The sequence below is a fragment of the Nesterenkonia sp. E16_10 genome, from assembly GCF_017347085.1.
In the GTDB taxonomy this organism is placed as follows: Bacteria; Actinomycetota; Actinomycetes; order Actinomycetales; family Micrococcaceae; genus Nesterenkonia.
In genome coordinates, this window is the sequence record NZ_JADPSA010000048.1 from 91,045 (window position 1) to 118,025 (window position 26,981).

At 69.4% G+C, this 26,981-nt stretch carries 25 protein-coding genes; 12 read left to right on the top strand and 13 right to left on the bottom strand.

Features of this window, described 5'->3' with window-relative positions:
* Positions 1-61: 61 nt before the first annotated feature.
* The gene (gene hisC, locus I2487_RS14660) at positions 62-1,168 is read right to left on the bottom strand and encodes a histidinol-phosphate transaminase (RefSeq protein ID WP_207170378.1); all 1,107 of its coding nucleotides are present in this window, start codon (positions 1,166-1,168) and stop codon (positions 62-64) included.
* A gap of 1 nt (position 1,169) precedes the next feature.
* On the opposite strand from hisC, the gene I2487_RS14665 reads away from it, so the two are divergent.
* Positions 1,170-1,559: a phage holin family protein gene (locus I2487_RS14665; protein WP_207170377.1), complete on the top strand. Its 390-nt coding sequence runs from the start codon at positions 1,170-1,172 to the stop codon at positions 1,557-1,559.
* 1,467 nt (positions 1,560-3,026) lie between these two features.
* Here I2487_RS14665 and I2487_RS14670 read toward each other — a convergent pair.
* Positions 3,027-3,569: a hypothetical protein gene (locus I2487_RS14670; protein ID WP_207170376.1), complete on the bottom strand. Its 543-nt coding sequence runs from the start codon at positions 3,567-3,569 to the stop codon at positions 3,027-3,029.
* Positions 3,570-3,780: 211 nt separating this feature from the next.
* Between I2487_RS14670 and purB the strand changes: the two genes are divergently transcribed.
* The 3 genes from purB to I2487_RS14685 all read left to right on the top strand — a co-directional run bounded on the left by purB (position 3,781) and on the right by I2487_RS14685 (position 6,398).
* A complete protein-coding gene (gene purB / locus I2487_RS14675) occupies positions 3,781-5,226 on the top strand; it encodes an adenylosuccinate lyase (RefSeq protein ID WP_207170375.1) in 1,446 nt (481 codons plus the stop codon).
* Between the two features lie 7 nt (positions 5,227-5,233).
* Complete coding sequence (locus I2487_RS14680; RefSeq protein ID WP_207170374.1) at positions 5,234-5,866, top strand: sugar O-acetyltransferase; 633 nt, start codon at positions 5,234-5,236, stop codon at positions 5,864-5,866.
* Between the two features lie 121 nt (positions 5,867-5,987).
* Positions 5,988-6,398, top strand: coding sequence for a VOC family protein (locus I2487_RS14685; protein ID WP_207170373.1), 411 nt, complete (start codon positions 5,988-5,990; stop codon positions 6,396-6,398).
* Between the two features lie 35 nt (positions 6,399-6,433).
* Here the strand turns inward: I2487_RS14685 and I2487_RS14690 are convergent, their stop codons facing one another.
* Genes I2487_RS14690 through idi form a run of 6 tightly spaced genes read right to left on the bottom strand, consistent with a single transcriptional unit; the run spans position 6,434 to position 11,107 of the window.
* On the bottom strand, positions 6,434-7,300 hold the full coding sequence (locus I2487_RS14690; RefSeq protein WP_207170372.1) for a prenyltransferase: 867 nt from the start codon (positions 7,298-7,300) through the stop codon (positions 6,434-6,436).
* On the bottom strand, positions 7,297-7,635 hold the full coding sequence (locus I2487_RS14695; protein WP_207170371.1) for a lycopene cyclase domain-containing protein: 339 nt from the start codon (positions 7,633-7,635) through the stop codon (positions 7,297-7,299). The genes I2487_RS14690 and I2487_RS14695 overlap by 4 nt, the downstream gene beginning before the upstream one ends.
* Entirely contained in the window at positions 7,636-7,992 is a 357-nt protein-coding gene (locus I2487_RS14700) for a lycopene cyclase domain-containing protein (protein ID WP_207170370.1), read from the bottom strand.
* Between the two features lie 6 nt (positions 7,993-7,998).
* Complete coding sequence (gene crtI / locus I2487_RS14705) at positions 7,999-9,663, bottom strand: phytoene desaturase family protein (protein ID WP_207170369.1); 1,665 nt, start codon at positions 9,661-9,663, stop codon at positions 7,999-8,001.
* A complete protein-coding gene (locus I2487_RS14710) occupies positions 9,663-10,538 on the bottom strand; it encodes a squalene/phytoene synthase family protein (protein WP_207170368.1) in 876 nt (291 codons plus the stop codon). The genes crtI and I2487_RS14710 overlap by 1 nt, the downstream gene beginning before the upstream one ends.
* Positions 10,535-11,107: an isopentenyl-diphosphate Delta-isomerase gene (gene idi / locus I2487_RS14715; protein WP_207170367.1), complete on the bottom strand. Its 573-nt coding sequence runs from the start codon at positions 11,105-11,107 to the stop codon at positions 10,535-10,537. The genes I2487_RS14710 and idi overlap by 4 nt, the downstream gene beginning before the upstream one ends.
* A gap of 208 nt (positions 11,108-11,315) precedes the next feature.
* On the opposite strand from idi, the gene I2487_RS14720 reads away from it, so the two are divergent.
* From I2487_RS14720 to I2487_RS14740, 5 genes are all read left to right on the top strand, one after another.
* Complete coding sequence (locus I2487_RS14720) at positions 11,316-12,785, top strand: SDR family oxidoreductase (protein ID WP_207170366.1); 1,470 nt, start codon at positions 11,316-11,318, stop codon at positions 12,783-12,785.
* Between the two features lie 150 nt (positions 12,786-12,935).
* A complete protein-coding gene (locus tag I2487_RS14725) occupies positions 12,936-13,673 on the top strand; it encodes a fasciclin domain-containing protein (RefSeq protein ID WP_207170365.1) in 738 nt (245 codons plus the stop codon).
* 177 nt (positions 13,674-13,850) lie between these two features.
* The gene (locus I2487_RS14730) at positions 13,851-14,459 is read left to right on the top strand and encodes a sigma-70 family RNA polymerase sigma factor (RefSeq protein WP_207170364.1); all 609 of its coding nucleotides are present in this window, start codon (positions 13,851-13,853) and stop codon (positions 14,457-14,459) included.
* Positions 14,456-15,316: an anti-sigma factor domain-containing protein gene (locus I2487_RS14735; protein WP_207170363.1), complete on the top strand. Its 861-nt coding sequence runs from the start codon at positions 14,456-14,458 to the stop codon at positions 15,314-15,316. Before I2487_RS14730 ends, I2487_RS14735 begins: the two co-directional genes overlap by 4 nt.
* A gap of 48 nt (positions 15,317-15,364) precedes the next feature.
* The gene (locus I2487_RS14740; protein ID WP_207170362.1) at positions 15,365-17,041 is read left to right on the top strand and encodes a molybdopterin-dependent oxidoreductase; all 1,677 of its coding nucleotides are present in this window, start codon (positions 15,365-15,367) and stop codon (positions 17,039-17,041) included.
* A 6-nt stretch (positions 17,042-17,047) separates the two neighbouring features.
* Here I2487_RS14740 and I2487_RS14745 read toward each other — a convergent pair whose 3' ends face one another.
* A complete protein-coding gene (locus I2487_RS14745; protein ID WP_207170361.1) occupies positions 17,048-18,226 on the bottom strand; it encodes a pyridoxal phosphate-dependent aminotransferase in 1,179 nt (392 codons plus the stop codon).
* Positions 18,227-18,252: 26 nt separating this feature from the next.
* Between I2487_RS14745 and modA the strand changes: the two genes are divergently transcribed.
* The gene (gene modA, locus I2487_RS14750) at positions 18,253-19,059 is read left to right on the top strand and encodes a molybdate ABC transporter substrate-binding protein (RefSeq protein WP_207170360.1); all 807 of its coding nucleotides are present in this window, start codon (positions 18,253-18,255) and stop codon (positions 19,057-19,059) included.
* Entirely contained in the window at positions 19,056-19,859 is an 804-nt protein-coding gene (locus I2487_RS14755; RefSeq protein ID WP_207170359.1) for an ABC transporter permease, read from the top strand. The genes modA and I2487_RS14755 overlap by 4 nt, the downstream gene beginning before the upstream one ends.
* Here I2487_RS14755 and I2487_RS14760 read toward each other — a convergent pair.
* From I2487_RS14760 to I2487_RS14775, 4 genes are all read right to left on the bottom strand, one after another.
* The gene (locus I2487_RS14760; RefSeq protein ID WP_207170358.1) at positions 19,822-22,251 is read right to left on the bottom strand and encodes an ATP-binding cassette domain-containing protein; all 2,430 of its coding nucleotides are present in this window, start codon (positions 22,249-22,251) and stop codon (positions 19,822-19,824) included. The genes I2487_RS14755 and I2487_RS14760 overlap by 38 nt on opposite strands.
* A gap of 15 nt (positions 22,252-22,266) precedes the next feature.
* On the bottom strand, positions 22,267-23,505 hold the full coding sequence (rlmN, locus tag I2487_RS14765) for a 23S rRNA (adenine(2503)-C(2))-methyltransferase RlmN (protein WP_207170399.1): 1,239 nt from the start codon (positions 23,503-23,505) through the stop codon (positions 22,267-22,269).
* Positions 23,506-23,753: 248 nt separating this feature from the next.
* The gene (locus tag I2487_RS14770; RefSeq protein WP_207170357.1) at positions 23,754-24,758 is read right to left on the bottom strand and encodes a siderophore-interacting protein; all 1,005 of its coding nucleotides are present in this window, start codon (positions 24,756-24,758) and stop codon (positions 23,754-23,756) included.
* On the bottom strand, positions 24,755-25,795 hold the full coding sequence (locus tag I2487_RS14775) for an iron-siderophore ABC transporter substrate-binding protein (protein ID WP_255546488.1): 1,041 nt from the start codon (positions 25,793-25,795) through the stop codon (positions 24,755-24,757). The genes I2487_RS14770 and I2487_RS14775 overlap by 4 nt, the downstream gene beginning before the upstream one ends.
* Before the next feature lie 118 nt (positions 25,796-25,913).
* On the opposite strand from I2487_RS14775, the gene I2487_RS14780 reads away from it, so the two are divergent.
* Complete coding sequence (locus I2487_RS14780) at positions 25,914-26,975, top strand: FecCD family ABC transporter permease (RefSeq protein ID WP_207170355.1); 1,062 nt, start codon at positions 25,914-25,916, stop codon at positions 26,973-26,975.
* Positions 26,976-26,981: the final 6 nt, after the last annotated feature.

The following is a 26,981-nucleotide window of genomic DNA, read 5'->3' on the forward strand; positions in this document are numbered from 1 at the left end:
ACGGCACCGCTGATCGACGCCCTGCGGGCAGGACGACCATCGCTCATTGTGTCAGCTCGACTCAGGCTTGGAATCTGTAGGTCCGGCACAACTCGATGAACCGATCGTTGGCCTCGACCTCACCGATCGTGACTCGCACACCCTCACCGTTGAAGCCACGGACCGCCAGCGCCTGGAGCCCGGCAGCCTCGGCGAAGGCGGCGGTCTGCTCCCCGAGCGGGAGCCAGACGAAGTTGCCCTGGGCCTCGGGGATGCTCCAGCCGGCTTCGGCCAGCGCCGCAGTGACCCGGTCGCGCTCGGAGACCAGGGAGTCCACCCGCTCAAGGACCTGGTCGAGATGTTCCAGCGAGGCCAGCGCCGCGACCTCGGCCACGGTGGACACGCTGAAGGGTGCCGCGACCACCCGCAGGTGGCGGGTGATCTCCGGGCCGGCGATCGAGTAGCCGACGCGCAGCGCAGCCAGGCCGTGCGCCTTCGAGAAGGTCCGCAGCACCGCCACATTGGGGTGCTTCCGGTACAGCGCGAGCGCATCCAGCGGATCCTCGGTGCGGACGAACTCCTGGTAGGCCTCATCGATGACCACGACGACGTCGCCGGGCACCTTGGCCAGGAACGCCTCCACCTCGTGGTGCCGCAGCGCCGGGCCGGTGGGATTGTTCGGGGTGCACAGCATCAGCACCTTGGTCTTCTCGGTGATCGCCGCGAGCATCGCCTCGAGGTCGTGTCGCCCGTCTTCGAGCACCGGGACCGTGACGTCCTTGGCGCCGGCGGTGCGCACCACGATCGGGTAGGCCTCGAAGGAGCGCCAGGCGTAGATGACCTCGTCCTGGCTGCCGTCGCTGTTGGATCCGGCGAAGGCGTTGATGATCTGGGTCAGCGCCCCGAGGCTGCCGGTGCCGGCCACGATGTCTTCCACCGGGACGTCCAGGAGCTTCGCGAGCCCGGCACGCAGGTTCTCGGCGTTGGGGTGCGGGTAGCGGTGCAGGGTGTCCACTTCCGCCATGGCCCGGGCCACCTCGGGAACCGGCCCCAGCGGGTTCTCATTGGAGGAGAGCTTGAACGGCGTGAGCCCCTCGGCCGCCTGTGGCGGCTTGCCTGCGGCATAGGCGGGCAGAAGGCTGACGCTTTCCCGTGGGGTGATCGACCCGGCGCGTGAGAACATAGTCATCGTGAGAATCCTACTGGCAATTATTCTGAATGCCCTGGCCCTCGCCGCCGCGGCCTTCCTCATTCCCGGCATCTACATGGACGGCGCCGAACAGGGCACCGGGGTGACGATCCTGGCCTTCCTCTTCGTGGGAGCCGTCTTCGGTCTGGTCAATGTGGTCATCAAGCCGATCATCTCGCTGCTCTCACTTCCGATCACCTGCCTGACCCTGGGCCTGTTCGCCGTGGTCATCAATGCGGGCATGCTGATGCTCACCGCCTGGCTGACCTCCTGGACTCCGGTGCACTTCGTGGTCGAGGACTTCTTCTGGAGCGCGGTGCTGGGCTCGATCGTCGTGGCCCTGGTCTCGGCGCTGCTCAACCGTTTCATCCTGCGCCCGCTCGAGGCCTGATCCGCCTCCCGCGGGGTCCTGATCCAGGCCTCCGGCCAGCTCCGCGATGACCTCCTCGAGCTCATCCACCCCCGTCGAGTCCCATTCGGTGGAATAGACCGTGGCGCCGTGGTCTCCCCGCAACGAATCGTTGAGCTCCGCGAGGTGGGCGCGCTGACCCACATCCAGGTGTTGTGACTCCTGGGCCTCGAGGAGCCGAATGGCCTCGATGTTGTGCGCGTAGTCGTGGCTGGCACCGAAGACTCCCCCGGGCTCGGCCTGCGGGTCCTGATGCTCATAGCTGATCTGGACCCGCTCAGCGGAGAGCTCGCTCGGTGCGCCCAGCAGCTTCGGAACCGGGTCGTTGGCGTCCTGGAAGCTGGTGGTCCTGACCCCGGGAAGCGTCGTGCCTTCTCGCGCCGGGGCCGCCACGGTGGCCACCTGGGAGATTCGGTACCTGCTGGCCAGCCTGCCGCCGGCGGCGATGTTGCGCGCATGCAGTCCACCCAGCGAGTACCCGGTGATGACCAGCTCGTCCCCCGGCTGGGCCCCGGAGCCCTGCAGCGCCTGATCGATCACCTCCTGCAGGTGTGCCGAATCGTTGGTTCCGGCGTCCAGCAGGCTGCTGAGCCCACGGCCCGCGCTCAGGTCCAGCTCACCCCGTGCCAGGTCGTCCCGGTCGATCTCCTCCAGACCTTCGGGAAGCTCCAGTCCTGGGAGGTGGATGACGTGCCGGGCGCGACCCCCGGGCTGGGGTCGGGAGGAGATGCTGAAGTCTCCGAGCCTCGCGACCTCGGCCTGCGCCTGCAGGTGCTCACTGAGCGTGTTCACCTCGGTCGCCGCGAGGGCTTGGGTCTCCCGGCTCAGGCGCTGCCTGCTCTCCCTGGAGATCCGGCGAGCCTTTTCCAGCAGCGACTGATGCACCAGTCCCAAGGCCTCCCGGGAGGAGCGCAGCACCGGCTGCTTCCTGGCGAGCCGCTTCAGCAGCAGTTGGAACCCCTGACCCAGGTTCACCAGAGCAGTACGGCCCCAGGCGTCGGCGAGCGCCTTGTCCCCCTGGGGATCCAGCAGGTGTGGCTGGATCTGCGGGTACTGTCCCAGGTGTCTGGCGGTGCCCATCGACTGCACCAGCAGCGCCTCGATCTCCCGGTAGCGCCCGTGCGCGATGCCCACGGCGCGCGCGGTCTCCCCCATGGCCCAGGCAGCCACCGAGGTCTCGGCCAGGCTGATCCCGAGCTGCGCCCCCAGCAGCGGGATCCTGAAATGCAGCGCGATCCCAGCGACCGATCCGAACAGCTCCGCGCTGATGCCGCTGAGCGCGCGGCCCTGCTCCTCCGCAAGGGCCTCGGCGCGGCTCAGGCTCTGGGCCGCGGCCTGCAGGCTCTGGAGCACCAGGTTCAGCTCGGTGGGACCCCCATGGGCCTGCACGGTGTAGCTGCGCGGGGCGGGCTCGCCGTAGTGATCCTCGGTGATGACGAACATCGACGCTCACTCCCGTGCCGCCGCCAGGCGGGCCAGCGGAAGCCCGCCGTGGGACTGCACGAACCGCAGAAAGCCCTCGGCACTCTCCGAAGCCTCTCGCGCACCGCTCACCAGGGCCCGAGCCGCATGTTCAGCGCCGACCGCCGGCACCCCCACGCGGGCGGCGTCTGCGGCGTCCACCACAGCCCCCGCTACCACCCCTGCCACCACCCCCGTCACGACCCCCGTCGCATCCAGCGTCGCCTCCAGCGCCGCCGCCAGCACCCGCGCCTGGTCTGCCGCCCGGCGCAGATCTGCCGCGATCAGCCGGGCGCTGGCCGAGATCTCGGAGATCCTCGACTGCCGTCTGCGGCATTGCGCCACGTGGTGCACGGTCACGGCGAGGAAGGCCCGACCGGCGGGCGAATGCCACTGGACCTCCTCGGCTCCGGTCAGGATGGCCTGCACACACTCCTCGGCTCGCTGCGCCACGACGTCCAGCCGCAGCGCCGCCTGCTCATGGTGCGCCGCGGCCTCATCAAACTGCGCGGCGGCCCGGGAGAAGACCATGGGTGCTCGCTCCTCATCTCGTCAGGGCCAATATCTCGTCAGGGCCGGTTGCGCGGTGATGCGGTGCTGGGCCGGCCTGCAACCAGCTGACACTGGCCAATCTAGGCACCCTCACCCGGCGGCGTCGGCGGTTCGCGCAGAGGGTGGAGTACCCGGGCGGGCGGCGTCGTCCTCGCCGGTGCTGGGGAAAACTCATGAAAGAATCCAAGCCATGGCCAACTCCCTTGATTCCGCTGCGTCCACCGTCTCTCCGACCCGCGTCCGGCTCAGCGATGCGCAGCCGCAGATCGCCCTGGGCGCCCTGGACGGCCGCTACCGCAGCGCGGTGGCACCGCTGGTGGACCACCTCTCGGAGGCGGCGCTGAATCGGCACCGCATCCATGTGGAGGTCGAATGGTTCATCCACCTCTGCGCCGAGCAGGTGCTTCCCGGGCTCCCTGCGCTGAGTGAGGAACAGGTCAGCGGGCTGCGCAGCATCGTCACCGAGTTCGGCACGGAACAGCTCGAGGAGCTCGGCGCCATCGAGGCGCAGACCCACCACGACGTGAAGGCGGTGGAGTACTTCATCGCGCGCCGGCTCGAGGGGCTGGGGCTGAGCGAGCTCACCCCGCTGGTGCACTTCGCCTGCACCAGTGAGGACATCAACAACCTCTCCTACGCGCTGGGGATCCGCGACGCCGTGGCGCAGGTCTGGCTGCCCGCCGCTCGCACCACCCTGGACGGGCTGGCGGCGCTGGCCCAGGACGCCGCCGAGGTGCCGATGCTCTCGCGCACCCACGGACAGCCGGCCACCCCGACCACGCTGGGCAAGGAGGTCGCGGTCTTCGTGCACCGGCTGCGCCGCCAGCTGCGCCGGATCGAGTCCCAGGAGTTCCTGGGCAAGATCAACGGGGCCACCGGCACCTACGCCGCGCACCTGGCCGCCGCCCCCGACGCCGACTGGCCTGCCCTGGCGCAGCGCTTCGTGGAGAAGCTGGGCCTGACCTTCAACCCGCTGACCACCCAGATCGAGTCCCACGACTACCAGGCGGAGCTCTATGCGGACATGGCCCGGTTCAACCGGATCCTGCACGGGCTCTGCGTGGACGTCTGGAGCTACATCTCCATCGGGTTCTTCCGGCAGATCCCGGTGGCCGGCGCCACCGGCTCCTCGACCATGCCGCACAAGGTCAACCCGATCCGCTTCGAGAACGCCGAGGCCAACCTGGAGATCTCCAACGCGCTGCTCGACGCGCTGGGCTCCACTCTGGTGGAGTCCCGCTGGCAGCGCGATCTCACCGACTCCTCCGGTCAGCGCAACATCGGCACCGCGATGGGCCACTCGGTGCTGGCGCTGAGCAATATGAGCAAGGGGCTCAAGCAGCTCGACGTCGCCGCCGACGTCATCGCGGCGGACCTCGACTCCAACTGGGAGGTCCTCGGGGAGGCGATCCAGACCGTGATGCGCGCCGAGGCCATCGCCGGCGTGGACTCCATGGAGAACCCCTATGAGCGGCTCAAGGAGCTGACCCGCGGCCGCCGGGTGGACGCCGAGAAGCTCAAGGAATTCGTCACCGGACTCGGACTCAGCCAGGACGCCGAGGCCCGACTGGCCCAGCTGACCCCCGGCGGGTACACCGGCCTGGCAGCCGCGCTGGCCGAGCAGTTCGGCCGCTAGGCGCCGCATGGACCAGGGAAACTCTGACCAGGGAGCCCTCGATCACGGAGCCTCTGATCACGGGACCTTCGCCGAGGACCACCGGACCCAGTATCAGCGCCTGCGCGACGGGCACTGGTACCGGGCCGATGAAGAGATCCTCGCGCGGGCCTCAGCGGCGCATCAGCTGGCTCACCGCTACAGCCAGGCCGCGGCCCAGGGCGAGGACGACGCCGCCGCCGCGCTGCTGCCCCAGCTGATCGGTGAGCTCGGTGAAGACGTGGCGATCCGTCCCCCGCTCTCGGTGGACTACGGAGCGCATATGTCCATCGGCGACCGGGTCTTCATCAACACCGGCCTGGTGGCTCTCGACGTCGCCCCCATCCGGATCGGGGCCGACTGCCTGCTCGGTCCCAATGTGCAGCTGCTGACCCCGATCCACCCCCTGGAGCCCGGCCCGCGCCAGCAGAAGTGGGAGTCGGCGGAGCCGATCACGCTGGAGGAGAACGTGTGGCTCGGCGGCGGCGTCGTCGTCTGCCCCGGGGTCACCATCGGTCGCAACTCCGTGATCGGAGCAGGCTCCGTGGTCACCCGCGACATCCCCGCGAACTGCGTGGCCGTGGGCAATCCCGCGCGGGTCATCCGGGCGCTGGGGAGCTGAAGCCCCGCGGAAGCAGGTCTGGTGACGCAGCTGCGGTCGCCAGGCGCTCAGTGCTTCCGCTGCGCTCGGGGCCGGGTCAGAATGGCCAGGTCCAGCTGAGATCCACCACGGAAGGCTCCCCATGACCATCGGCCTGACCCCCTACCTGCAGTTTCCCGGAACAGCCCGCCAGGCTCTGGAGTTCTACCACTCGGCCCTCGGCGGCGAGCTGGAGATGATGACCTTCGCCCAGGGCATGGGCGCCGAGGATGAGACCCAGGACCTGATCATGCATGGGTCGCTGTTCCTCGATCGGGGCATCCACCTGATGGCCGCCGATGCGCCCCCAGGCATGACCAGCGTGCTGGGGACGGTGTCGCTGAGCAACAGTGAAGCCGACGACGCCGAGCACGGAACCCTGGTGCAGTGGTGGGAGAAGCTCTCCGAGGGGGCGCAGATCACCGAGCCGCTGGCGAAGTCACCCTGGGGAGACAGCTTCGGGATGCTCACCGATAAGTTCGGAGTCCCCTGGATGGTCAATGCATCGCGCTGAGCGGCACCCGGCGCGGAGGGTCACCAGGTGCCGGCTCACCAGCTCCAGACCAGCAACAGGGTCCCGAGCAGCCCGCAGCCGTAGTTCAGCCAGATGAACCTGCGCCAGGCGGAGTTCACCGCGGCCGAACCGTCATCGGTGACGTTGAACCAGGGCAGCGAGATCGCCACATAGGGGATCACCAGCAGTGCGGCCAGCGGGGTCGGCCAGGGGGTGAGCAGCAGCAGCACCCCGGCGCCGACCCAGAGCAGCACCGCCATGCGCACGGTGCGGCGGGCCCCGATCGCGGTGGCCACCGAGGAGATCCCACCCTCACGATCGGGCACCACATCCTGGACCGCACCGAAGGCGTGGGCGGCCATCCCCCAGAGGAAGAAGGCTCCCAGGATGATCATCACCGTGGGCCCGGGGGTGACGCCGAACCGGTCATGGGCGAGCGTGAAGCCGACCACGGCGGGGCTGACGAAGTGGGTGCTGGAGGTCAGCGAGTCCAGGAACGGGCGCTCCTTGAAGCGCAGCCCCTTCACCGAGTAGGCGGCCACGGCGAACAGGCTCACCAGCATCGCGGCCCAGGTGGCGGGGCCGCCGCCGAGCATCAGCAGCAGCGCCGGCGGCACCGTGCTCAGCGCCGAGATCCACAGCACCGTCGAATGCAGCGCCGGATCTAACAGCGCGCCCTCGATGCCGCCCTTGCGCGGATTGCGCAGGTCGGATTCGTAGTCGAAGACATCGTTGATCCCGTACATCGCCACGTTATAAGGGACCAGGAAGAACAGCGCGCCGAGCATGAGCACCCAGTCGATCTCCCGCGCGGCGAAGAGATAGGCGGCGGCGAAGGGAAAGGCGGTGTTGATCCAGCTGAAGGGACGCGAGGAGAGCAGCAGCTGACGGATCAGGCTCATTCAGCGACCCGCTCGGCGTCGGGTTCAGCACCGTGGCCGGGCTCAGTGGTCCTGCGCCGACGCAGCAGATGCCAGGCGGCGGGCAGCAGCAGCACCGCGGCCAGCGAGTAGCTGAAGTCCTCCAGCGGCGCGAGCCCCAGATAGAGGCCCATCAGGTGCTCGTGGCCGTAGCGCACGATGTCCAGTCCGATGATCACATTGTCGAAGACCGCGGTGAGGCTCAGCAGCACGACGGTGCTCAGCGCGACCGCGCCCCAGTGGATCTCGCGGCGCAGCAGCACCGCGGCGAGCACCGCCGGGACCATGAAGGCCAGGCTCAGCCAGAGATACGCCATCTAGGAACCCCCTCCGCCGTGAACGCTCGATCGACTCCGCTGGCTCCTGTGCCGCAGCAGCTTCGCGGCCCCGGTGTAGAGGATCATGGTGCACAGGCTCAAGAACGCCAGGAACACCGGTTCCTCCAGCGGCATCTCAGGTCCGAGCACCACGCCGGTGAGGTAGCGGCTCTCACCCATCAGGAAGATTCCCAGCCCGATCCCGGCGAAGTCCCAAAGCAGGAAGAAGACGACGCCGAGCAGGGTCACCGCCGCGGCCGCCCGCGCGTCGGCGAAGAAGAACAGCCGGAAGCGCCGATCGATGAGCAGCATGGCGCAGGCCGCTGCCAGCAGCCCGGCGAGGTAGAGGAAGGACACGCTCGCTCAGCCCGCCTGCCCGACGGTGTCGGCCCCCAGCGACTCGGGGCCCAGCGACTCGGGGCTCAGCGGACCGGCGCTGTAGTCCCGGCGCAGGTGCTTGAGCACCAGCTCCGCGCTGATCAGACACATCGGCACACCGATCCCGGGAGCCACGGTGCCCCCGGCGTAGTAGAGCCCGCGCACCTTCGGCGAGACGTTCTGCGGGCGGAACATCGCGGACTGCCGGAGCGTGTGGGCCTGGCCCAGCACCGAACCCCGCCAGGAGTTGTAGTCGGCCGCGAAGTCGGCCGGCCCGATCGTCTCGCGCAGCACGATCCTCTCCTCGAAGTCCTCGATCCCGCCCCAGCCGCCGATCTGCTCGATGGCGGCCTGCGCGATGGCCTCCACGGTCGGGTCCCCGGCGCCGTCGCGGCCACCGGCTCCCAGGGAGACATCCGCCGGGACCGGGATCAGCACGAAGAGGTTCTCGTGACCCTCGGGCGCCAGGCCCGGCTCGCTCGCGCTGGCCCGGCAGACATAGGAGGAGGCCGGGGTCGGGACGGAGGGGTTCTCCCCGAAGATGGACTCGAAGTTCGCGGTCCAGTCCCTAGTGAAGAACAGCGAGTGATGCGCGAGCTCCGGGAGCTCTCCGCGCACACCGAGCATCACCAGCACCGCGCCGGGGCCGGAGGTGACCTTCTCCCACCAGGCCTCGGGGTAGCTGCGGTCCGCCTCGGAGAGCAGCCTGGTCTCGGTGTGGTGCAGATCCGCTGCCGAGACCACATGATCCGCATGCTCGGTGTGCACCCGTCCCTGGGCGTCGCGCCAGCGCACGCCCGTGGCCACGCGCTGCGGGCCGGTCCTGAACCTGGAGCCCAGGCGGGAGCCCGATGCGGAGCGAGGGTCTGCCTCGGTGAGGATCTCGGTGACCTCTGCCCCGGTGGTGATCTGCGCTCCGGCAGCTTCGGCCAGGCGTCGGAAGCTCGCGAGGACCTCCCAGAATCCGCCCATCGGGTAACGCACGCCGTCGTCGAGGTCCAGGGCGCTCATCAGGTGGTACATCGCCGGCGCGTCCTGCGGACGAGTGCCGAGGAAGACCGCCGGGTAGCCGAGGATCTGGCGCAGCACCGGGTGCTTGAACCGGCGCTGCACGAAGCGCTCCAGCGAGGTCAGCAGCAGCTGGGCCAGCTCCGGGGCGGACTTCAGCACCTCGGGCACCGCCAGGTTGTGCAGTCGTTTGAACGGGTTGTAGAGGAAGCGTCGCTCGGCGATCGCGGTGGTGCGCTTGGCCGAGGCGATGTATCGCTCCAGGGCCGGTCCGCTGCCGGGCTCGAGCTCCTCGAAGAGGGCTCGGACCCGCTCCGCCCCCTTGGGCAGGTCCACCGGGGCCGGCGGCGCCTGGCCGGGGTGGGGCTCGGAGTAGACCCGGTAGGCGGGGTCCAGGTCGACCAGGGTGAGCTGCTCCTCCGCCGTGGTGCCCATCAGGTTGTAGAAGTGCTCGAACACCGAAGGCATCAGGTACCAGGACGGGCCGGTGTCGAACTGGAATCCGTCCTCCGCCAGCATCCCGGCGCGACCACCGGTGCGGAATCCCTTCTCCAGGACCAGGACGTCATGACCCTCTCGGGCCAGCAGCGCGGCGCTGGCGAGTCCGGCAACTCCGGCGCCGATCACTATGGTGCGTGGCATCAGTGGGTCTCCAGTCGGGTGGTCAGGGCGGCCCGGGCGGCCAGTCCAGCTTTGCAGGCGTTGGAGACCCGGACCCGTGAGTGGTAGAGCTCCTGCACCGGGGTCGCGGCGATCTTCTCCAGCAGCGCCTCGAAGAGCGCGCAGGCGCTGCGCACCGCGGTGCGTGCGTCGCGCGGGAGCAGCGGCATCGCGGACCGGGCCTCGGCGAGCTGACTGCGCACGGTGTCCACCCAGGCTTGGCATTGCGCCTCGGTGAGTCCCTCGCCGCCGCCCAGGTAGTCGCGGCCGAGCTCGTCGGTGTCCTCGGCCAGGTCGCGCAGGAAGTTGATGTTCTGGAACGCCGCGCCCAGCGCGCGGGCACCGCCGACGAGGGTCTCGCGTTCAGCCTCGGTGCGGTGCTCCTCGCGCAGGAACACCTGCAGGCACATCAGCCCGATCACCTCGGCGGAGCCGTAGACGTAGTCCGCGTGCTCGGCGGCGCCATAGGCGGCGGGCTCGAGATCGGCGCGCATCGAGTCGAAGAAGGGATCGATCAGATCCAGCCCGATCTGGGCCTCGATCGCGGTGCGCGCGAAGGCATGGACCACCAGGTCGGTGCTGTAGCCACGGCTCAGCGCGCGCCGGGTCTCCTCGGCGTAGTGCTCGAGCGCCTCGGCCTTCTGCGCCGGGTCCAGTCCGGCCGCGCTGGCGGCGCCGTCGACGACCTCGTCGGCGACCCGGACCAGGGCGTAGATGCTGCGCACATGGCTGCGGTGGCGCGGGCCCAGCAGCCGGGTGGCCAGTCCGAAGGAGGTCGAGTAGGAGGAGATCACCCGGTCCGCCGTGGCTCGCGCGGTGGAGGTGAAGTGCTCTGCCGGATCGGTGGGTGCGCTCACGCGGGGGCGCTCCAGCCAGCCTGCTCCGAGCCCTCGAGCGCCGCCATGGCCTCGAGCTGCTCGACCATCCAGGGGCTGAACGCGAAGGGCGCGTCCGCCGCGGCGCGCTTGACCGCGTCCAGGTCAGCCCACTGCCACTGGCTGACCTCGTCCGGCACCGGGGTCAGCTCCGAGGCCAGGACCGCGGTGAAGACCGGGCAGATCTCGTTCTCGACGACGCCGCTGGCATCCACCGCGCGGTACCGGAACTCCGGCAGCGTCGCGCGGATCTCGGTCAGCTCCGCGCCGAGCTCCTGGCGGGCCCTGCGACGCACCGCCTCGGTGAGCTCCTCCTCCGGGCCCGGGTGTCCGCAGAAGCTGTTGGTCCACACACCGGGCCAGGTGGTCTTCGACAGGGCCCGGCGGGTGATCAGCAGTCGGCCCGAGGTGTCGAAGAGGTAGCAGGAGAACCCCAGATGCAGCGGGGTCTCGAGGGTATGCACCGTGGCCTTGAGGGCGGAGCCCACCGGCGCTCCGGCCTCCGAGAGGAGGACTACGTGTTCCTGAGTGGAGGAGGCGCCTGAGGTCATGGATCGAGCATATCTACTGAAGCCGCTCCTGTGCGGAACGCGTCACAGCCGCGGCCCGGATAAGACGTGACCCCCGCCAGGAGCTGACTCGCAGAGGACTTACACAGAGTCCGGGCAGAGGACGATGTTAGATTGACCGCTACGTGCCGCGGCACGGCCTTATATGCCGAGGACGCCGCGGAGATCTTCGAGCGAGGACGTGGGCCAGATGGCAACAGCAGCGGTGACCGGAGCAACTGGATATATCGGAGGACGGCTGGTGCCCCAGCTGCTCCGCGCAGGGCACGAGGTCCGGGTGCTCACGCGCCGCGCCGAGGCGCTGCGCGACGTTCCCTGGCGAGACGAGGTCACCGTCGTCGAAGGTGACCTCACCGACCCGGAGGCGGCGAAGGAGCTCTGTGAGGGCGCCGACACCGCATATTTCCTGGTCCACTCGATGACCTCGGACCGCAGCTTCGAGGAGCTCGACGAACGCTGCGCCGAGGTGCTGGGCGCCGCGGCGAAGGAGGCCGGCGTCGGGCATATCGTCTACCTGGCCGGCCTGCACCCGGACACCGCCGAAGGTGAGCTCAGCGCCCACCTGCGCTCCAGGGTCCATGTCGGTGAGGTGCTGGAGTCCAGCGGCGTGCCCACCCTGACTCTGCAGGCCGGGCTGGTGATCGGTTCCGGCTCCGCCAGCTTCGAGATGATCCGCCACCTCACCGACGTGCTCCCGGTCATGCCCGCACCGAAATGGGTGCTCAACCAGATCCAGCCCATCGCGGTGCGCGATGCGCTGCACTACCTGACCCGCGCGATGGACATCGAGCTGAGCTCCAGCGTCCGGGCCGACATCGGTGGCCCCGATGTGCACAGCTACGCGCAGCTGATGAAGATCTACGCCCGCACCGCGGAGCTCAACGAGCCCCGGGTGATCGCGCTCCCGGTGCTCACCCCCTGGCTCGCCGCCCAGTGGGTCAACCTGGTCACCCCGATCCCGCGCACGCTGGCGATCCCGCTGGTGGAGTCGCTGCAGCACGACTGTGTGGTCAAGGACCAGATCATCGACGAGATCATCGCCCCGCCCGAGGAAGGACTCACCGACTACGAGACCTCGGTGCGGCTGGCCCTGGACAAGATCTCCGCCGATCGGGTGGAGACCACCTGGGCCGCGGCCCATCCGCTCGACGTGCCCTCGGAGTCCCTGCCCTCGGACCCGGACTGGACCGGACGCTCGGTGCTGGTCGACGAGCGCGAGCGGCTCTCCACCGCCTCCCCGGAAGCGGTCTTTGCGGTCATCGAGGGCATCGGCGGGGAGACCGGATACTTCTCGCTCTCCCGCGCCTGGGCGCTGCGCGGCCTCGCCGACAAGCTGGTCGGCGGCGTGGGCATGGGACGTGGCCGGCGCAGCCGGGGTCAGCTCGCCCTGGGCGACACCCTGGACTGGTGGCGCGTGGAGGATCTGGAACGCGGCCGGCTGCTGCGCCTGCGCGCCGAGATGAAGGTGCCGGGGCAGGCCTGGCTGGAGTTCATGGTGGAGCCGGAGGGAACCGGGTCCCGCTATCGGCAGCGCGCGATCTTCTTCCCCCGCGGCCTTGCCGGTCGCGCCTACTGGCTAGGCGTGACCCCCTTCCACGCCATCATCTTCAAGAAGATGGCGGCCCGGATCCTCGCCGAGGCCGAGCAGGCGAGCGCCTGAGACCGAGCCGGATCGGTGGGGTCCGAAAGATTTTTCAGATTTCCACCATCCGATCCTGATCTCGCTCCGAACTCTGCGTACATGGCCTGGTCGACACCACGATCAGTGGCTGTGAACCAGACCAACGTGCGACCAACAGGAGATTCAGTCATGAAGACCGAGATTCGTAAAACTTCTTCCCTGCTCGGCATCGGCATGGTGGCCCTGCTCGGCCTCAGCGCCTGTGGCGGCGACGCCGAGGAGCCGGCTGCAGAGTCCGACCAGGAGATGACCGAGGAGACCGAGGGCACCGACGCCGAGGCCACCGAGGAAGAGCCCATGGACGAAGAGTCGATGGAGTCCGAGGAGCCCATGGATGACGAGTCCATGGATGAATCTGACCCAGCGGCGAACCTGGTCGGGGCCTCCTGTGAGGCATATGCCGAGGAAGTCCCCGAGGGTGACGGCTCCGTCGGCGGCATGGCCGAGGATCCAGTGGCCACCGCTGCCTCGAACAACCCGATGCTGACCACGCTGACCGCGGCAGTCTCCGGTGAGCTGAACCCCGACGTCGACCTGGTGGACACGCTCAACGGTGACGAGTTCACCGTGATCGCCCCCACCGATGACGCCTTCGCCGAGATCCCTGAGGAAGACCTCAACGCAGTGGTCGAGGACGCCGACATGCTCACCGAGGTGCTGACCTACCACGTCATCCCCGGCCAGCTGGCTCCCGATGAGATCGCCGGTGAGCACGAGACCGTCAACGGCGCCACCGTGACCATCGAGGGCGAGGGCGATGACTTGATGTTCGACGACGCCGGCCTCGTCTGCGGCGGCGTGATGACCTCCAACGCCACCGTCTACATGGTCGACGCTGTCCTGATGCCGGCAGCTGCCGAGGAGTGATCCTCGGCGGGAATGGTTGCTGAAGACCGTTCCTGACCAGGCCTGAATCGAAGACGGCGGCGCTCGGCACCCACCCATCTGTTGGGGTGCGGGCGCCGCCGTCCTCGGTTGCGGTCACACAGCGGCCGGAACCGGTGGATGCAGAGATCACTCTCCGGGGTGTGGCATCCTGTGGGGATGCATGAGACAGGAAATCCGGGGTCAGCCGCCGAGGGCGTACATGCTCCGGTGGATGCCTCCGCAGATCCCTGCGGTGCCCTGCTGCTGAAGATTCAGCAGGGCGATGAGCTCGCCTTCGAGCAGCTCTACCGGGAGCAGGGTTCGATCCTGTTGGCCACCGCGCTGCGAGTGCTGCGGAACAGATCACTGGCGGAAGAGGTTCTCCAAGAGATCTTCACCGAGGTCTGGGTCAACTGCCACAGCTACCGCGCCCAGGCCGGCACCGGACGCGCATGGTTGACCACCATGTGTCGACGCCGAGCGATCGACCGGGTCCGAGCGGTACAGGCCCAGCAGAACAGAGATTTCACCCAAGGGGTGAAAGAGGCCCACGTGGTGGAGCCCGACGTCCAGGACACAGTCCTCACTCAGGTGGAGGCGGCCCGCGCGCAGACCGCGCTGCAGACCCTTCCCGAAGAGCAGGCCACCGCCATCGCGATGGCCTACTACCAAGAGCTTTCACACTCCGAGATCGCGCAGCGACTTGATGTCCCGCTCGGAACCGTGAAATCTAGAATACGAGACGGCATGCGAAGACTCAGGGCCCAGCTAGGAGGTGCCGGATGAACGCCGATCGCGAATACCTGGCAGCCGGCCTCGCCCTCGGGACGCTGGCAGACGCCGAGATGCTCGAGGCCCTTGACCTCGAAGCCGCAGACCCCGATTTCGCCGAAGCGGTCGCGTCCTTCCATGAGACGCTCGGACTGCTCTCCGAGACCGACGACGCCATCGCCCCCAGCGCCGAGACCTCTGCGGCGATCCTGAACATCCCGCGCCAGCACCAGCAGGCCGTTGCGGATCAGGCGGCTCATCCCGCCGACCCCACCGCCGATGATGCCGACGAGACCGCTCACGCCTCGATTCCTCACGCCGACACCGCCCACGTCGCGACCCCGGACTCGACCACCCCGGACTCGACCACTCCGGTCTCCACAGCCCCGGCTCGCCGGCGGCGTCCGAGCACCGCGCTCTTCGCCCTGGCGGCCTCCACGCTGCTGCTGATCTCCGCCGTGCTGGCGGGCGCGCTGATCAACCAGCAGCAGGACACCAGCCAGATCGAGGAGTCGCTCACCGTGGCCGAGGCCGAGCGCGAACGTGCCGAACGGCTGCTCAGCGCCTCGGACCTGGCCTTCATCGAAGCCGAGGCGACCGTGGGCGGGCAGCTCAGCCTGGCCTATTCGGTCTCCGAGCAGATGCTGCACCTGACCCCGCGCGATATGCCCGAGCTCGACGAGGATCAGACCATGCAGCTGTGGCTGATCGATGAGGAGGGCCCGCGCAGCGCCGGCCTGATGACCGGTGCCAGCACCGAGCTGCTCACGGACCTCCCGATGACTCAGGACATGACCTTCGGGGTCACCGTGGAGCCCGCAGGAGGCTCCGAGGAGCCGACCAGCGACCCCGTGGTGCTCGCGGATCTATAAGCTGGGCTCGAGAACCATCCAAAGGCGCCTTCGCTCCGAACTCATGACATGACTGAGACAGTGCACGAGACCCCCGGAACCACCGGCCGCGGACCCTCACGACCGCCCACCCGCCGGCGGCGCGTGATTCCGCACCTGATCGCCGGGGTCCTCGCCGCAGCGATCTTCCTCGGTGTGGCAGATCTGATCTCTCAGTTCTTCGGACCGGCGTCCTCACCGCTGGTCTCGCTGGGCTCCACGATCATCACGCTCTCCCCCAGCTGGCTGCAGGACTTCGCGATCTCCTACTTCGGCAGCAACAACAAGCTGGTGCTCTACCTGAGCATGGGCGTGGTCGGGATGATCCTGGCCGCCCTGATCGGGGCACTGGCCCGTCGCAGCCTGCGCCTGGGCGCAGGCCTGTTCTCCGCCGTCGCGGTGGTCCTGCTGATCGTGGTGCTGCTGCGCCCCGAGACCTCCCCGCTGGATGTGGTGCCTACGCTGATCGGCGCCGGGCTCGGCCTCCTGAGCCTGCTGCTGCTCAGCGGCGCCGCCACCGGGTTCACCCGGGAGGTCGCTGAGGATCCTGCTGGCCCCGCGGATCAGGGCCGCCCGGCGCAGACCCGGCGCGCCAGCACCGCCGGTCCCAGCACCGATGACGAGCGCGCCCACTCGCGGCGCCGCTTCCTGAGCCTGGCCGCCGTCGGGACCGCCGTCGCCGCCGGCTCGATCACCTTCGGACGCTCGGTCAATGCCTTCGGTGTGGGCGCCGGAGAGGCGGCGGCCCGTCTGGTGCTGCCCACTCCCGCGGTGCGCGCCCCCGCCATCCCGGCCGGTGCCAGCGTCGGGGTGGACGGGGTGCCACCGTTCATCACCCCGAACAACGACTTCTACCGGATCGACACCGCGCTGGTGGTTCCGGAGCTCTCCCCCCAGGACTGGACGCTGCGGATCCATGGCCTGGTCGAGGAAGAGGTCACGATCGACATGACCGAGCTGCTGGACCTGCCGCTCGAGGAGCACCACATCACGCTGGCCTGCGTCTCGAACCCGGTGGGCGGAGACCTGCTCGGCAACGCCACCTGGCTGGGCTACCCGATCCGCGAGCTGCTCGCCCGGGCTCGTCCGCTGGGCGAGGCCGATATGGTGCTCTCCCGCTCGGTCGACGGCTGGACGGCCTCGACCCCGCTGGAGGTGCTCACCGACGAGGACCGCGCCTGCCTGCTCGCGGTGGGCATGAACGGCGAGCCGCTGCCGGCTCAGCACGGCTACCCGGCCAGGCTGGTGGTCCCAGGCCTCTACGGCTACGTCTCGGCCACCAAATGGGTCACCGAGCTGGAGGTCACCCGCTTCGACGCGGAGACCGCCTACTGGACCGACCGCGGCTGGGACGCCGAGGGACCGATCCTGGTCGCCTCGCGCATCGACGTGCCCCGCCCGCTGGCCAGGGTTCCCGGCGGCGAGGAGCTCGTCGTCGCCGGCACCGCCTGGGCCCAGCATGAGGGCGTCGCCGACGTCGAGGTCCGCCTGGACGACGGCGAGTGGGAGTCCGTCGAGCTGGCCGATGAGGTCAACATCGACACCTGGCGGCAGTGGCGCCACACCTTCGCCGACGTCGAATCCGGACGCCACTCGGTGTCGGTTCGCGCGATCAACGCCGCCGGGGAGACCCAGACCGACGAGCGCCGGGACCCGATCCCGAACGCCGCCACGGGTCAGCACCGGATCGAGTTCAGCGTGGAGTGATCGCGGTCAGGGTGAACCGTTCTGGAACGCGAGGATCCGGCGCAGCCCTTCAGCCACCATCGCCTCCCCCGGGGCCAGGCTGAGCCGGACCCAGTGGTGTCCCGCCTCCGGATCGAAGTCGGTGCCCGGCACGATGGCGACGCCGGCCTCTTCCAGAAGCGCCGCGCAGTAGCTCGGGGAGTCCTGGAACCGCCGCAGCTGCTCGCCCAGGTGGGCGTAGACGTAGAAGGCGCCGTCGGCAGGGGCAACCTCGCCCCAGCCCAGCTGCGGAATCAGTCCCAGCACCCGCTCGCGTGCCGCGGCATACCCGCTGACCTGGGAGGCGGCGAAGTCCAGCGAGGCCGGCGTGAAGGCCTGCACGGCCGCGAGCTGGGTGGCGTGCGGCGGACAGAGGGCCACATTGCCGGCAAGTCGGGAGACCGGATCCACCAGATGTTCGGGGAGCACCATCCAGCCCAGCCGCCAGCCGGGCATCCCCCAGTACTTGGAGAAGGACGAGATCACCACGGCCTGCTCGCCCATCTCGGCGGCGCTCACGTTCTCCGCCCCGTAGCTGATCCCGTGGTAGATCTCGTCGCTGATCAGCTGGACCTCGTGATCGGCGCACCAGGCGGTGAGCTCAGCCAGCTTCCCGCGTTCGATCATGGTGCCGGTGGGATTCGCCGGGGAGGCCAGGATCAGCCCGGCCAGGCTGTTGCCGGCTTCGAGCTGTGCCTGCAGCTGGGCGATCGTCGGCTGGAAGCGCTCCTGAGGGCCGCAGTCCAGGTCCACCACCTCGATGCCGAGCGCGGTGAGGATGTTGCGGTAGGCGGGATAGCCGGGGCGGGCCAGCGCCACCCGGTCCCCCGGGTCGAAGGCCGCCAGGAAGCTGAGCATGAAGGCTCCGGAGGACCCGGTGGTGATCGCGATCCGCGACGGCGGCACGCTCACCCCGTACCAGCTCGCGTAGTGCTGCGCGATCGCCTCCCGCAGCGGGGCGATCCCCATCGCGGCGGTGTAGTTCAGCACCGTGTTGCCGGCGTGGATCTCTGCGGCGGCCTGATTGACCGCGATCGGAGCCCCGGAGCCGGGCTCCCCCGCGGTCAGCGAGACGACGTCCCGGCCTGCGGCGCGCATGGCGTCGATCCGGGCCAGGATGCTCATCACCTCGAATCCGGGCACCTGTGATCTCTGCGAGGGCATCATGGCTCCAGCCTATAGACTCACTGCCTATGCGCCGCTCAGCCAGGACCCGACTCCTCCCCGGCGCGCTGCTGCTGGCGCTGCTCTCCGGCTGCGCGAACGCCCCCGATTCAGGCGCCCCTGATGCAGACACACCCGACGCCGAGACCGGGCAGCCGCTGCGGGTCCTCGCGGCCGCCTCGCTGCAGGAGGTGATGGATCCGCTGGTCCAGGAGTTCACCGAGAGGACCGGCGTCCCGGTTCAGCTGAGCTCGGGGGGCTCCGCCGACCTGCTCTCCCAGCTTACGCAGGGTGCTCCGGGTGATCTCTTCGTCCCCGCCGATGAGCCGACCATGGAACGTGCGCAGGATGCCTCCCTGATCCGGCAGGACCCCTCGGTCATCGCCTCGAACACCCTGGTCATCGCGGTGCCTTCGGGGAACCCGGGGCGGATCGGGACCTTGGCGGACCTCGCCGATCCTCAACACGCGCTGGTCCTCTGCGCCCCCCAGGTCCCGTGCGGCGCGGTGGCGCAGCAGCTGGCACAGGCCGCGGACGTGACCCTGGCTCCGGACAGCGAGGAGCTGGCGGTCACCGATGTGCTGGGCAAGGTGCGCAGCGCCGAGGCCGACGCCGGCCTGGTCTACTCCACCGACGCGCTGCGCGCCGGTGAGGAGGTCGAGACCATCCGCATCGAGGAGGCCGCCGAGTTCCCGAACCGGTATCCGGCGGCGGTGCTGGCCGGAGCCGAGCAGCCGGAGCTCGCCGCGGAGTTCATCGAGCTGCTGCTCAGCGAGTCCGGCCAGTCGGCGTTGGAGCAGGCAGGATTCGGCCCGGCGTCGGAGGCTTCCGGATGAGCCGCCGACCGACCGGCGGGGCAGCTCTGCCGCGCTGGGTCCTGTTCCCCGCCGCCGCCGCCGCGGTGTTCATCCTGCTGCCCATCTTCGCCCTGCTGACCCGGATCGAGCTTGCCGAGCTTCCCCGCCTGCTCAGCTCGGAGGCGGCGCTGTCCGCGCTGTGGCTGAGCCTGCGCACCTCAGTGACGGCCACGCTGCTGTGCACCGTCCTCGGCGTGCCGCTGGCCCTGGTGCTCAGCCACGCCACCTTCCGCGGCAGCGGGATCCTGCGCACACTGATCCTGCTGCCCCTGGTGCTGCCCCCGGTGATCGGGGGCATCGCGCTGCTGAACACCTTCGGCCGGCAGGGACTGCTCGGTGAGAGCCTCGAGCTGCTCGGCGTGCAGATCGCCTTCTCCACCGCGGCGGTGGTGCTGGCGCAGACCTTCGTGTCGCTGCCGTTCATGGTGATCGCCGTGGAGTCCGCGTTGCGCGGGGTGCAGAAGGAGGTGATGGAGGCCGCCGTCGTCGACGGGGCCGGGCCCACCCAGCTGCTGCGCAGCATCGTGCTGCCGCTGATCCTCCCGGGGCTGGCCTCCGGGGTGGTGCTGGCCTTCGCGCGTTCCCTCGGCGAGTTCGGCGCCACGATCGCCTTCGCCGGGAGCCTGCAAGGGGTCACCCGCACGCTGCCGCTCGAGATCTACCTGCAGCGCGAGACCGATCCGGACGCGGCCGTGGCGCTCTCGGTGCTGCTGATCCTGGTGGCGGTGGTGGTGATCGGTCTCACCCGGCCACGTAGCGCCCCAGATGCTCTGCGGTGAGCGTCTGACCCTGGGCGATCAGCTGCGCCGGGGTGCCGGTGAAGACCACCTGGCCGCCCTCGGTGCCGGCCCCGGGGCCCAGGTCGATGATCCAGTCGGCGTGGGCCATCACCGCCTGGTGGTGCTCGATGACCACCACCGAGGTGCCGGAGTCCACCAGCCGGTCCAGCAGGCCCAGCAGGTTCTCCACATCGGCCAGGTGCAGCCCGGTGGTGGGCTCGTCCAGCACGTAGACCCCGCCCGGGTCGGCCATCTTGGTGGCCAGCTTGATCCGCTGCCGCTCGCCCCCGGAGAGGGTGTTCAGCGGCTGTCCCAGCCGCAGGTAGCCGAGTCCGACGTCGGCGAGTCGGGTGAGGATCTTGGTGGCGGCGGGCAGCCGGGAGGACCCGGCGGAGAAGAACTCCACCGCCTGGTCCACCGAGAGGCTGAGCACCTGGCTGATGTTCAGCGCCGCGCGTCCCCCGGCAGGATGACCGTCCCCGGTCCCGGCGGCGTCTGCATCCGCGTCTGCATCACCGTCCCCATCACCGAGCGTGTATTCGAGCACCTCCCGACGAAACCGGCGTCCCTCGCAGTCCTCGCAGGGGCTGGCCACGGTCTCCATCACGCCCAGCTCGGTGTAGATGACCCCGGCGCCGCCGCAGGTGGGGCAGGCGCCCTCGGAGTTCGCGCTGAACAGTGCCGGCTTGACCCCGTTGGCCTTGGCGAAGGCCTTGCGGATCGGCTCCAGCAGGCCGGTGTAGGTGGCGGGATTGGAGCGGGAGGAGCCCTTGATCCCGCTCTGGTCGATGAAGGTCACGTCCTCCCGGCCCGCGAGGCTGCCCTCGATCAGCGTGGACTTTCCTGAGCCCGCCACCCCCGTGATCACGGTGAGCACCCCGGTGGGGATGTCCACGTCGACCTCGCGCAGGTTGTTGCGCCGGGCGCCGCGGATCTCGATCGCTCCGGTCGCCGAGCGGACCCGGTCCTTGACCTGCGCCCGGTAGCCCAGGTGCCGGCCGGTGAGCGTGTCGCTGCCGTGCAGGCCCGCCACGGTGCCCTCGAAGCAGAGCTCACCGCCGGCCTCCCCGGCCCGCGGACCCAGGTCCACCACGTGGTCGGCGATCTCGATGGTCTCGGGCTTGTGCTCGACCACCAGCACGGTGTTGCCCTTATCGCGCAGTCGCAGCAGCATCGTGTTCATCCGGTCGATGTCATGCGGGTGCAGCCCGATGGTGGGCTCGTCGAAGACATAGGTGATGTCGGTCAGCGCGGAACCCAGGTGCCGGATCATCTTCACCCGCTGCGCCTCGCCGCCGGAGAGCGTGCCGGCGGGTCGGTCCAGGCTCAGGTAGCCCAGTCCGATGTCGATGAAGTGCTCCACGGTCTCCAGCAAAGAGGCACGCAGCGGAGCAACCGCAGGTGCCTCGAGCGCGCGCAGCCATTCGGCGAGGTCGCTGAGCTGCATCGCGCAGACCTCGGCGATGTTGCGGTCCTGCACGCGCACCGAACGGGCGAGCTCGCTCAGCCGGGTGCCCTCACAGGCCGGGCAGCTCACGAAGGTCACCGCGCGGTCCACGAAGGCCCGGATATGCGGCTGCATCGCGTCGCGGTCCTTGGCGAGCATGGACTTGCGCACCTGCGGAACCAGGCCCTGGTAGGTCATGTTGATCCCGCTCATCTTGACCTTCTCCGGCTCCCGGTGCAGCAGGTCGTGGCGCTCCTGCTCGGTGTAGTCCCGCACCGGCTTGTCCGGATCGAAGAAGCCAGATTCGGAGTAATACCGCACCGACCAGCCCCCGGCCTTGTACCCGGGCACGGTGATGGCGCCGGAATTCAGCGAGAGCGACTCGTCGATCAGCTGAGCGACGTCGATGTCGTTGATCTGCCCGCGACCCTCGCAGCGCGGGCACATGCCGCCGGTGATGCTGAACTCGCGACGCTCCTTGGTCTTCTCACCGCCGCGCTCAAAGGTCACCGCTCCGGCTCCGCTGATGCTGGCCACGTTGAAGGAGAAGGCCTGCGGGGACCCGATCTTCGGCTCCCCGATCCGGCTGAACAGGATCCTCAGCAGCGTGTTGACGTCGGTGACGGTGCCTACGGTGGAGCGGATGTTCGCGCCGAGGCGCTCCTGGTTGACCACGATCGCGGCGGTCAGGCCCTGCAGGTCCTCGACCTCGGGCCGGCTCAGGCTCGGCATGAAGCCCTGCAGGAACGCGCTGTAGGTCTCGTTGATCATCCGCTGGGACTCCGCCGCGATGGTGCCGAAGACCAGCGAGGACTTCCCCGAGCCGGCGACCCCGGTGAACACGGTCAGCGCCCGCTTCGGGATCCGCAGGCTGAAGCCCTTGAGGTTGTTCTCCCGCGCGCCGATGACCTCGATGACGTCGTGGTGGCGAGCGGGGTCGTTCATCTCAGCCCGGCCCGGTCACTCTTCCGCGGCGGCGAGCTGGCCGCAGGCGCCGTCGATCTCCTTGCCGCGGGTGTCGCGCAGCGTGGTCGGCACCCCGAGGGACTCGAGCCGGTTCACGAAGGCGCGCATCACCTCGGGCTCCGAGGATGTCCAGATCGATCCCGGCGTGGGGTTCAGCGGGATCGGGTTCACATGCACCCAGCCACGACCGCGGGCGTTGAGCTTCTCGGCCAGCAGCTCGGCGCGCCACTGGTGATCGTTCATGTCCTTGATCAGCGCGTACTCGATGGAGACCCGCCGGCCGGTGGTCTTGTAATAGTGGTACGCGGCGTCGATGGCCTCATCGGCCTTCCAGCGCGAGTTCACCGGGATCAGCTCATCGCGCAGCTCATCGTCGGGGGCATGCAGGCTCAGCGCGAAGGTGATCGGCAGGTTCTCATCGGCGAGCTTCCGGATCGCCGGGACCAGTCCCACGGTGGAGATGGTGATCCCGCGGGCGCTCATCCCGAGGCCCTCCGGGGCAGGGTCCACCATGCGGCGCACCGCGTTCATCACGCGCTTATAGTTCGCCAGCGGCTCGCCCATCCCCATGAAGACGATGTTGGAGACCCGCTGTGGGCCAACACCCGAGGACGACGACGCACCCTTGCCCGCGGCTGCCGACTCCTCGGACTCGGCGAAGTCGGTCTCCTCGCCCAGGGCTGCGTGATCGGCCTCCTCGGCGATCTCCGCGGCATTGGGGGCGTCGAGCTCCCCGGCCGCGATCGCCCGGTTGGCCTGCACGATCTGGTCCACGATCTCGGCGGAAGACATGTTGCGGGTCAGCCCGTTCTGCCCGGTGGCGCAGAAGGGACAGTTCATCCCGCAGCCACACTGCGAGGAGATGCACAGCGTGATCCGGCTGCGGTAGCGCATCAGCACCGACTCGACCATGGCACCGTCGAAGAGCCGCCAGAGGAACTTGATCGTGGCGCCGTCGTCGGTCTTGAGCCGGCGGACCTCGGTGAGCAGCGGCGGCAGGAACTCCTCGACCAGCTGCTCGCGGGTCTCCGCGGGCAGATCGGTCATCTGCTCCGGGTCTGAGGTGTAGTGCCGGAAGTAATGCACCGAGAGCTGCTTGGCGCGGAAGCCGGAGATGCCCAGCTCCGTGGCGCGCGCGGTGCGCTCATCCAGGGTCATGTCCGCCAGGTGCTTCGGCGGCTGCTTGACCTTCGGCTGGGCGAACTGCAGCTTCGGGCGCCCCTCGGCGTCCATGGGCTGCTGCCAACCCTCGGCCTTGGGCCGGATCTGCGGCCGTGCCGCGTCCACCGGCGGTCCGGCGGGCGCGCCGGCGGAGTTTCGTGCTGGCGGCGCGCCGGCGGCCGTGCGGGCCGAGCCCCGCTTGGGCGCGGAGCTGGACGGTTCGGGGCGTGGGCTCTTCGAAGGTGACATCGCATCGATTGTCCCACGGGCGCGGGTGTTGCGGTATGCCCGCTCCGCAGTCCGCCCGGCAACCGGGGCGCTCAGCTGGCGCGGCCCTGTTTCCAGTAGCCCATGAAGGAGACCTGCTTCCGGCTGAGCCCGATGTCCTTGACCAGATGTCGGCGCAGACCGGTGATCACCCCGGCCTCCCCGGCCAGCCAGGCGTACTCGCGGAAGCCGTCGGCATCGCCGACCTCCCAGAGCATGTCACCCTCGGCGAGATCCGCGAGATCCTCCGCGCCGGAGGGCGCACCCACCGGTTCACCGCGGGTCGGCTGCCAGGAGGAGCGGCGCTGGGCGAAGATCTCGGCGCGACGCCGGCCCCAGTTCTGCACCGCGCTGGTCAGCGGCTCACCGCGCGGCGCGTCCTCTCGGGGCAGCCAGTAGATCTCCACGCCGGAGCGGTTGACCACGTCAAGGGCATCCGCGCGGGTGGGGATCTCCAGGTAGGCCTCGCCGTGGATCCGTTCGGGCAGCATCTCCAGGATCGCGCAGATCGCGGGCACCGCGGTCTCGTCCCCGGCCAGCAGGACGTCCCGGGCGGTGTGCGGGTTGAACTCGATGCCGCCGCCGGCTCGGGCGGAGCGACCGTCGGGGCCGATGATGACCAGCTCATCGCCGATCTCGGCGCGCATCGCCCAGGCTGAGGCCGGGCCCTCGGTGCCGTGGACCACGAAGTCCACGTCGATCTGGTGCTCCCAGGGCCGGATATTGCGCACGGTGTAGGTCCTGATCGGATTGCGCTGCGCCTCGGGAAGCTGACGCCAGGCGTTGTACCAGGCCATCATCTCCGGCTGCGGCTCCTGGAAGAGCCCCAGCTCGGGCAGCGTCCCGTCGGCGCGAGGCAGCAGCAGCTTGATCCGCTGGTCCAGACCGCCGGTGTGGAAGTGGCGCAGCTCCTCGGCCTGCAGTGTGAAGCGCAGGTAGTTCGGGCTCAGCCGCCGGACCTCGACGACGACCGTGGAATACGCGCGCTGCGGATTCAGCGTGGCGGGGTCATTCACGACGGACTCCGCCAGCGCAGCGTGGCTTGAGCGCAGGCTCATGGTGCCACGGTCTCCTCGATCTCCGGGGCAAGCTCCTCCAGCGCGTAGATCTGCGCCTCGGGGGTGCCCAGCGAGAACGCGTTGGCCAGGTCGCCGGTGATCACCAGGTCCCGGCCGTCCTGCACCGCGGGGATGCTCATCCACCCTTCGTCCTCGGTGATCTCGGACTCCTCGATGAAGATCGGGAATCCGACGAGCAGGTCGGCGTCGAGCAGCTCGAGCTGCTCATCGGAGATGTTCACGCTGAACTCGTCCTCCCCGCCGAGCTCGGCGATCTCGGGGTTCTGTTCGAAACCGAGATTTTCCAGGAAGCCGACCCGGCCATCGGCCTCGGTATAGGCGCCCCAGCCCTCGGCGGTCCGGGTGGCCACCGTCATGGACTGGCCCTCCCAGTCGGGATTCTCCTGCGCGACCGCCGCGAAGGCCTCCTCCTGCTCGGCGAGCATCTCCTCACCGGCCTCTGGCTGCCCCAGTGCGGCCGCAATCATGCGCACCTGCTCCTCCGGCTCGGTCAGGTAGTTCGCACCCTCGGGGGCCACGCCCACGGTCGGAGCGATCGAGCTCAGCCGGTCATAGCGCTCCTGGTCGCCCGAGCTGCGCACGTCCAGGATCAGGTCCGGTTCCAGCGCGGCCACCGCCTCATAGGAGAGCTCCAGCGTGCCCAGCATCTCCGGGGATTCGGTGTAGGTGTTCTCCACCCATGGTCCGATGCCCTCCGGGTCCTCGAAGCCGAGCCAGTCCGAGGCGCCCACCGGTTCGACGCCGAGATCCAGCGCCAGTTCAGCGTCGCCCCAGCCCAGGGCGACGACGCGCTCTGGTGCCTGCTCGATGGTGACCTCGCCGAACTCTGTCTCGATGCTCGCGGGGTAGGCCCCGGCCGCGTCCTCGGCCTCCTCGCCGCCGCCTGCCTCGCCGTCGTCCTGCGCGGAGGAGTCCGCGCAGCCGGAGAGAAGCAGTGCGGCGGTGGCTGCCAGGGCGATGCCGACCGAGGCGGAGCGCCGCGCGTGAGGACCAGCGAGCTGGCGAGATCCGTTCAAGAGGGTGCTCCTAGTGATGAAAGGATGTGAGGGTGGCCTGTTGACCACCCATCCAGAATAGATCAAATTAGAACACGAGACAGTACCCATTTCCGACTAAGGCGAGACTCATCCCGGTATGACCCTAGATTCAGGCACGCTCAGACGCCCTGGGGTGCACTCGCATGCCCTGGGTCGCAGTGCCACCCCGCGCACCACTCTCGCCCTGGCCCTTGGTCTGTTCATCCTGGCGCTGCTGTGCGCGGCGAGCATCAGCATCGGCAGCCGCGGCATCGGGCTGGACACGGTCTTCTCGGCGCTGAGCGGCGGGGAGGTCAGCGCCAACGATCGGTACGCGGTGCTGGGACTGCGCCTGCCGCGCACGCTGGCCGCCGTCGTCGTCGGGACCGCTCTGGCGGTGGCGGGAGCGCTGATGCAGTCGCTGACCCGGAACCCGCTGGCCGAACCGGGCCTGCTCGGAGTCTCCGCCGGCTCGGCCTTCGCCGTGGCGATCGCCATCGTGGGCTTCGGGATCACCTCCCCGGTGGGCTACATCTGGTTCGCCCTGGCCGGAGCCTTCTTCGCCACGGTCGCGGTGGCGCTGATCGGCGGCATGTCCTCGGGCAAGGTGGATCCGATGCGGATGGTGCTGGCCGGGGTGGCGCTGTCCGCGGTGCTCTCCGGGATCATCGGGGCGCTGCGCGTCGCGGATCCGCGCACCTTCGGCGCGCTGCAGGTCTGGGAGGCCGGGATCCTCGCCGGGCGCGGCCTCGACGTCACACTGACCGTGGCCCCGCTGGTGCTGCTCGCGCTGATCGTGGCGCTGCCGCTGGGCAAGGGGCTGAACACGCTGGCGCTCGGCGATGAGCTGGCGGCGGCCCTGGGCGTCTCGCTGTGGAAGACCCGGGTGCTGAGCATCCTGGCGATCACGGTGCTGGCCGGGGGCGCCGCGGCGATCGCCGGACCGATTGCGTTCATCGGGCTGATGGTCCCGCATGCGGCGCGCTTCTTCGCCGGGGCGGACCAGCGCTGGGTGCTGCTGCTCTCGATGATCTTCGGCCCGATTCTGATGCTCACCGCAGACATCGCGGCCCGGCTGATCGTCTGGCCCGGGGAGATGCCGGTCGGGCTGGTCAGTGCGCTGATCGGTGCACCGGTGCTGGTGCTGCTGATCCGCCGGCGCAAGGCGCTGAAGCTGTGACCGCGA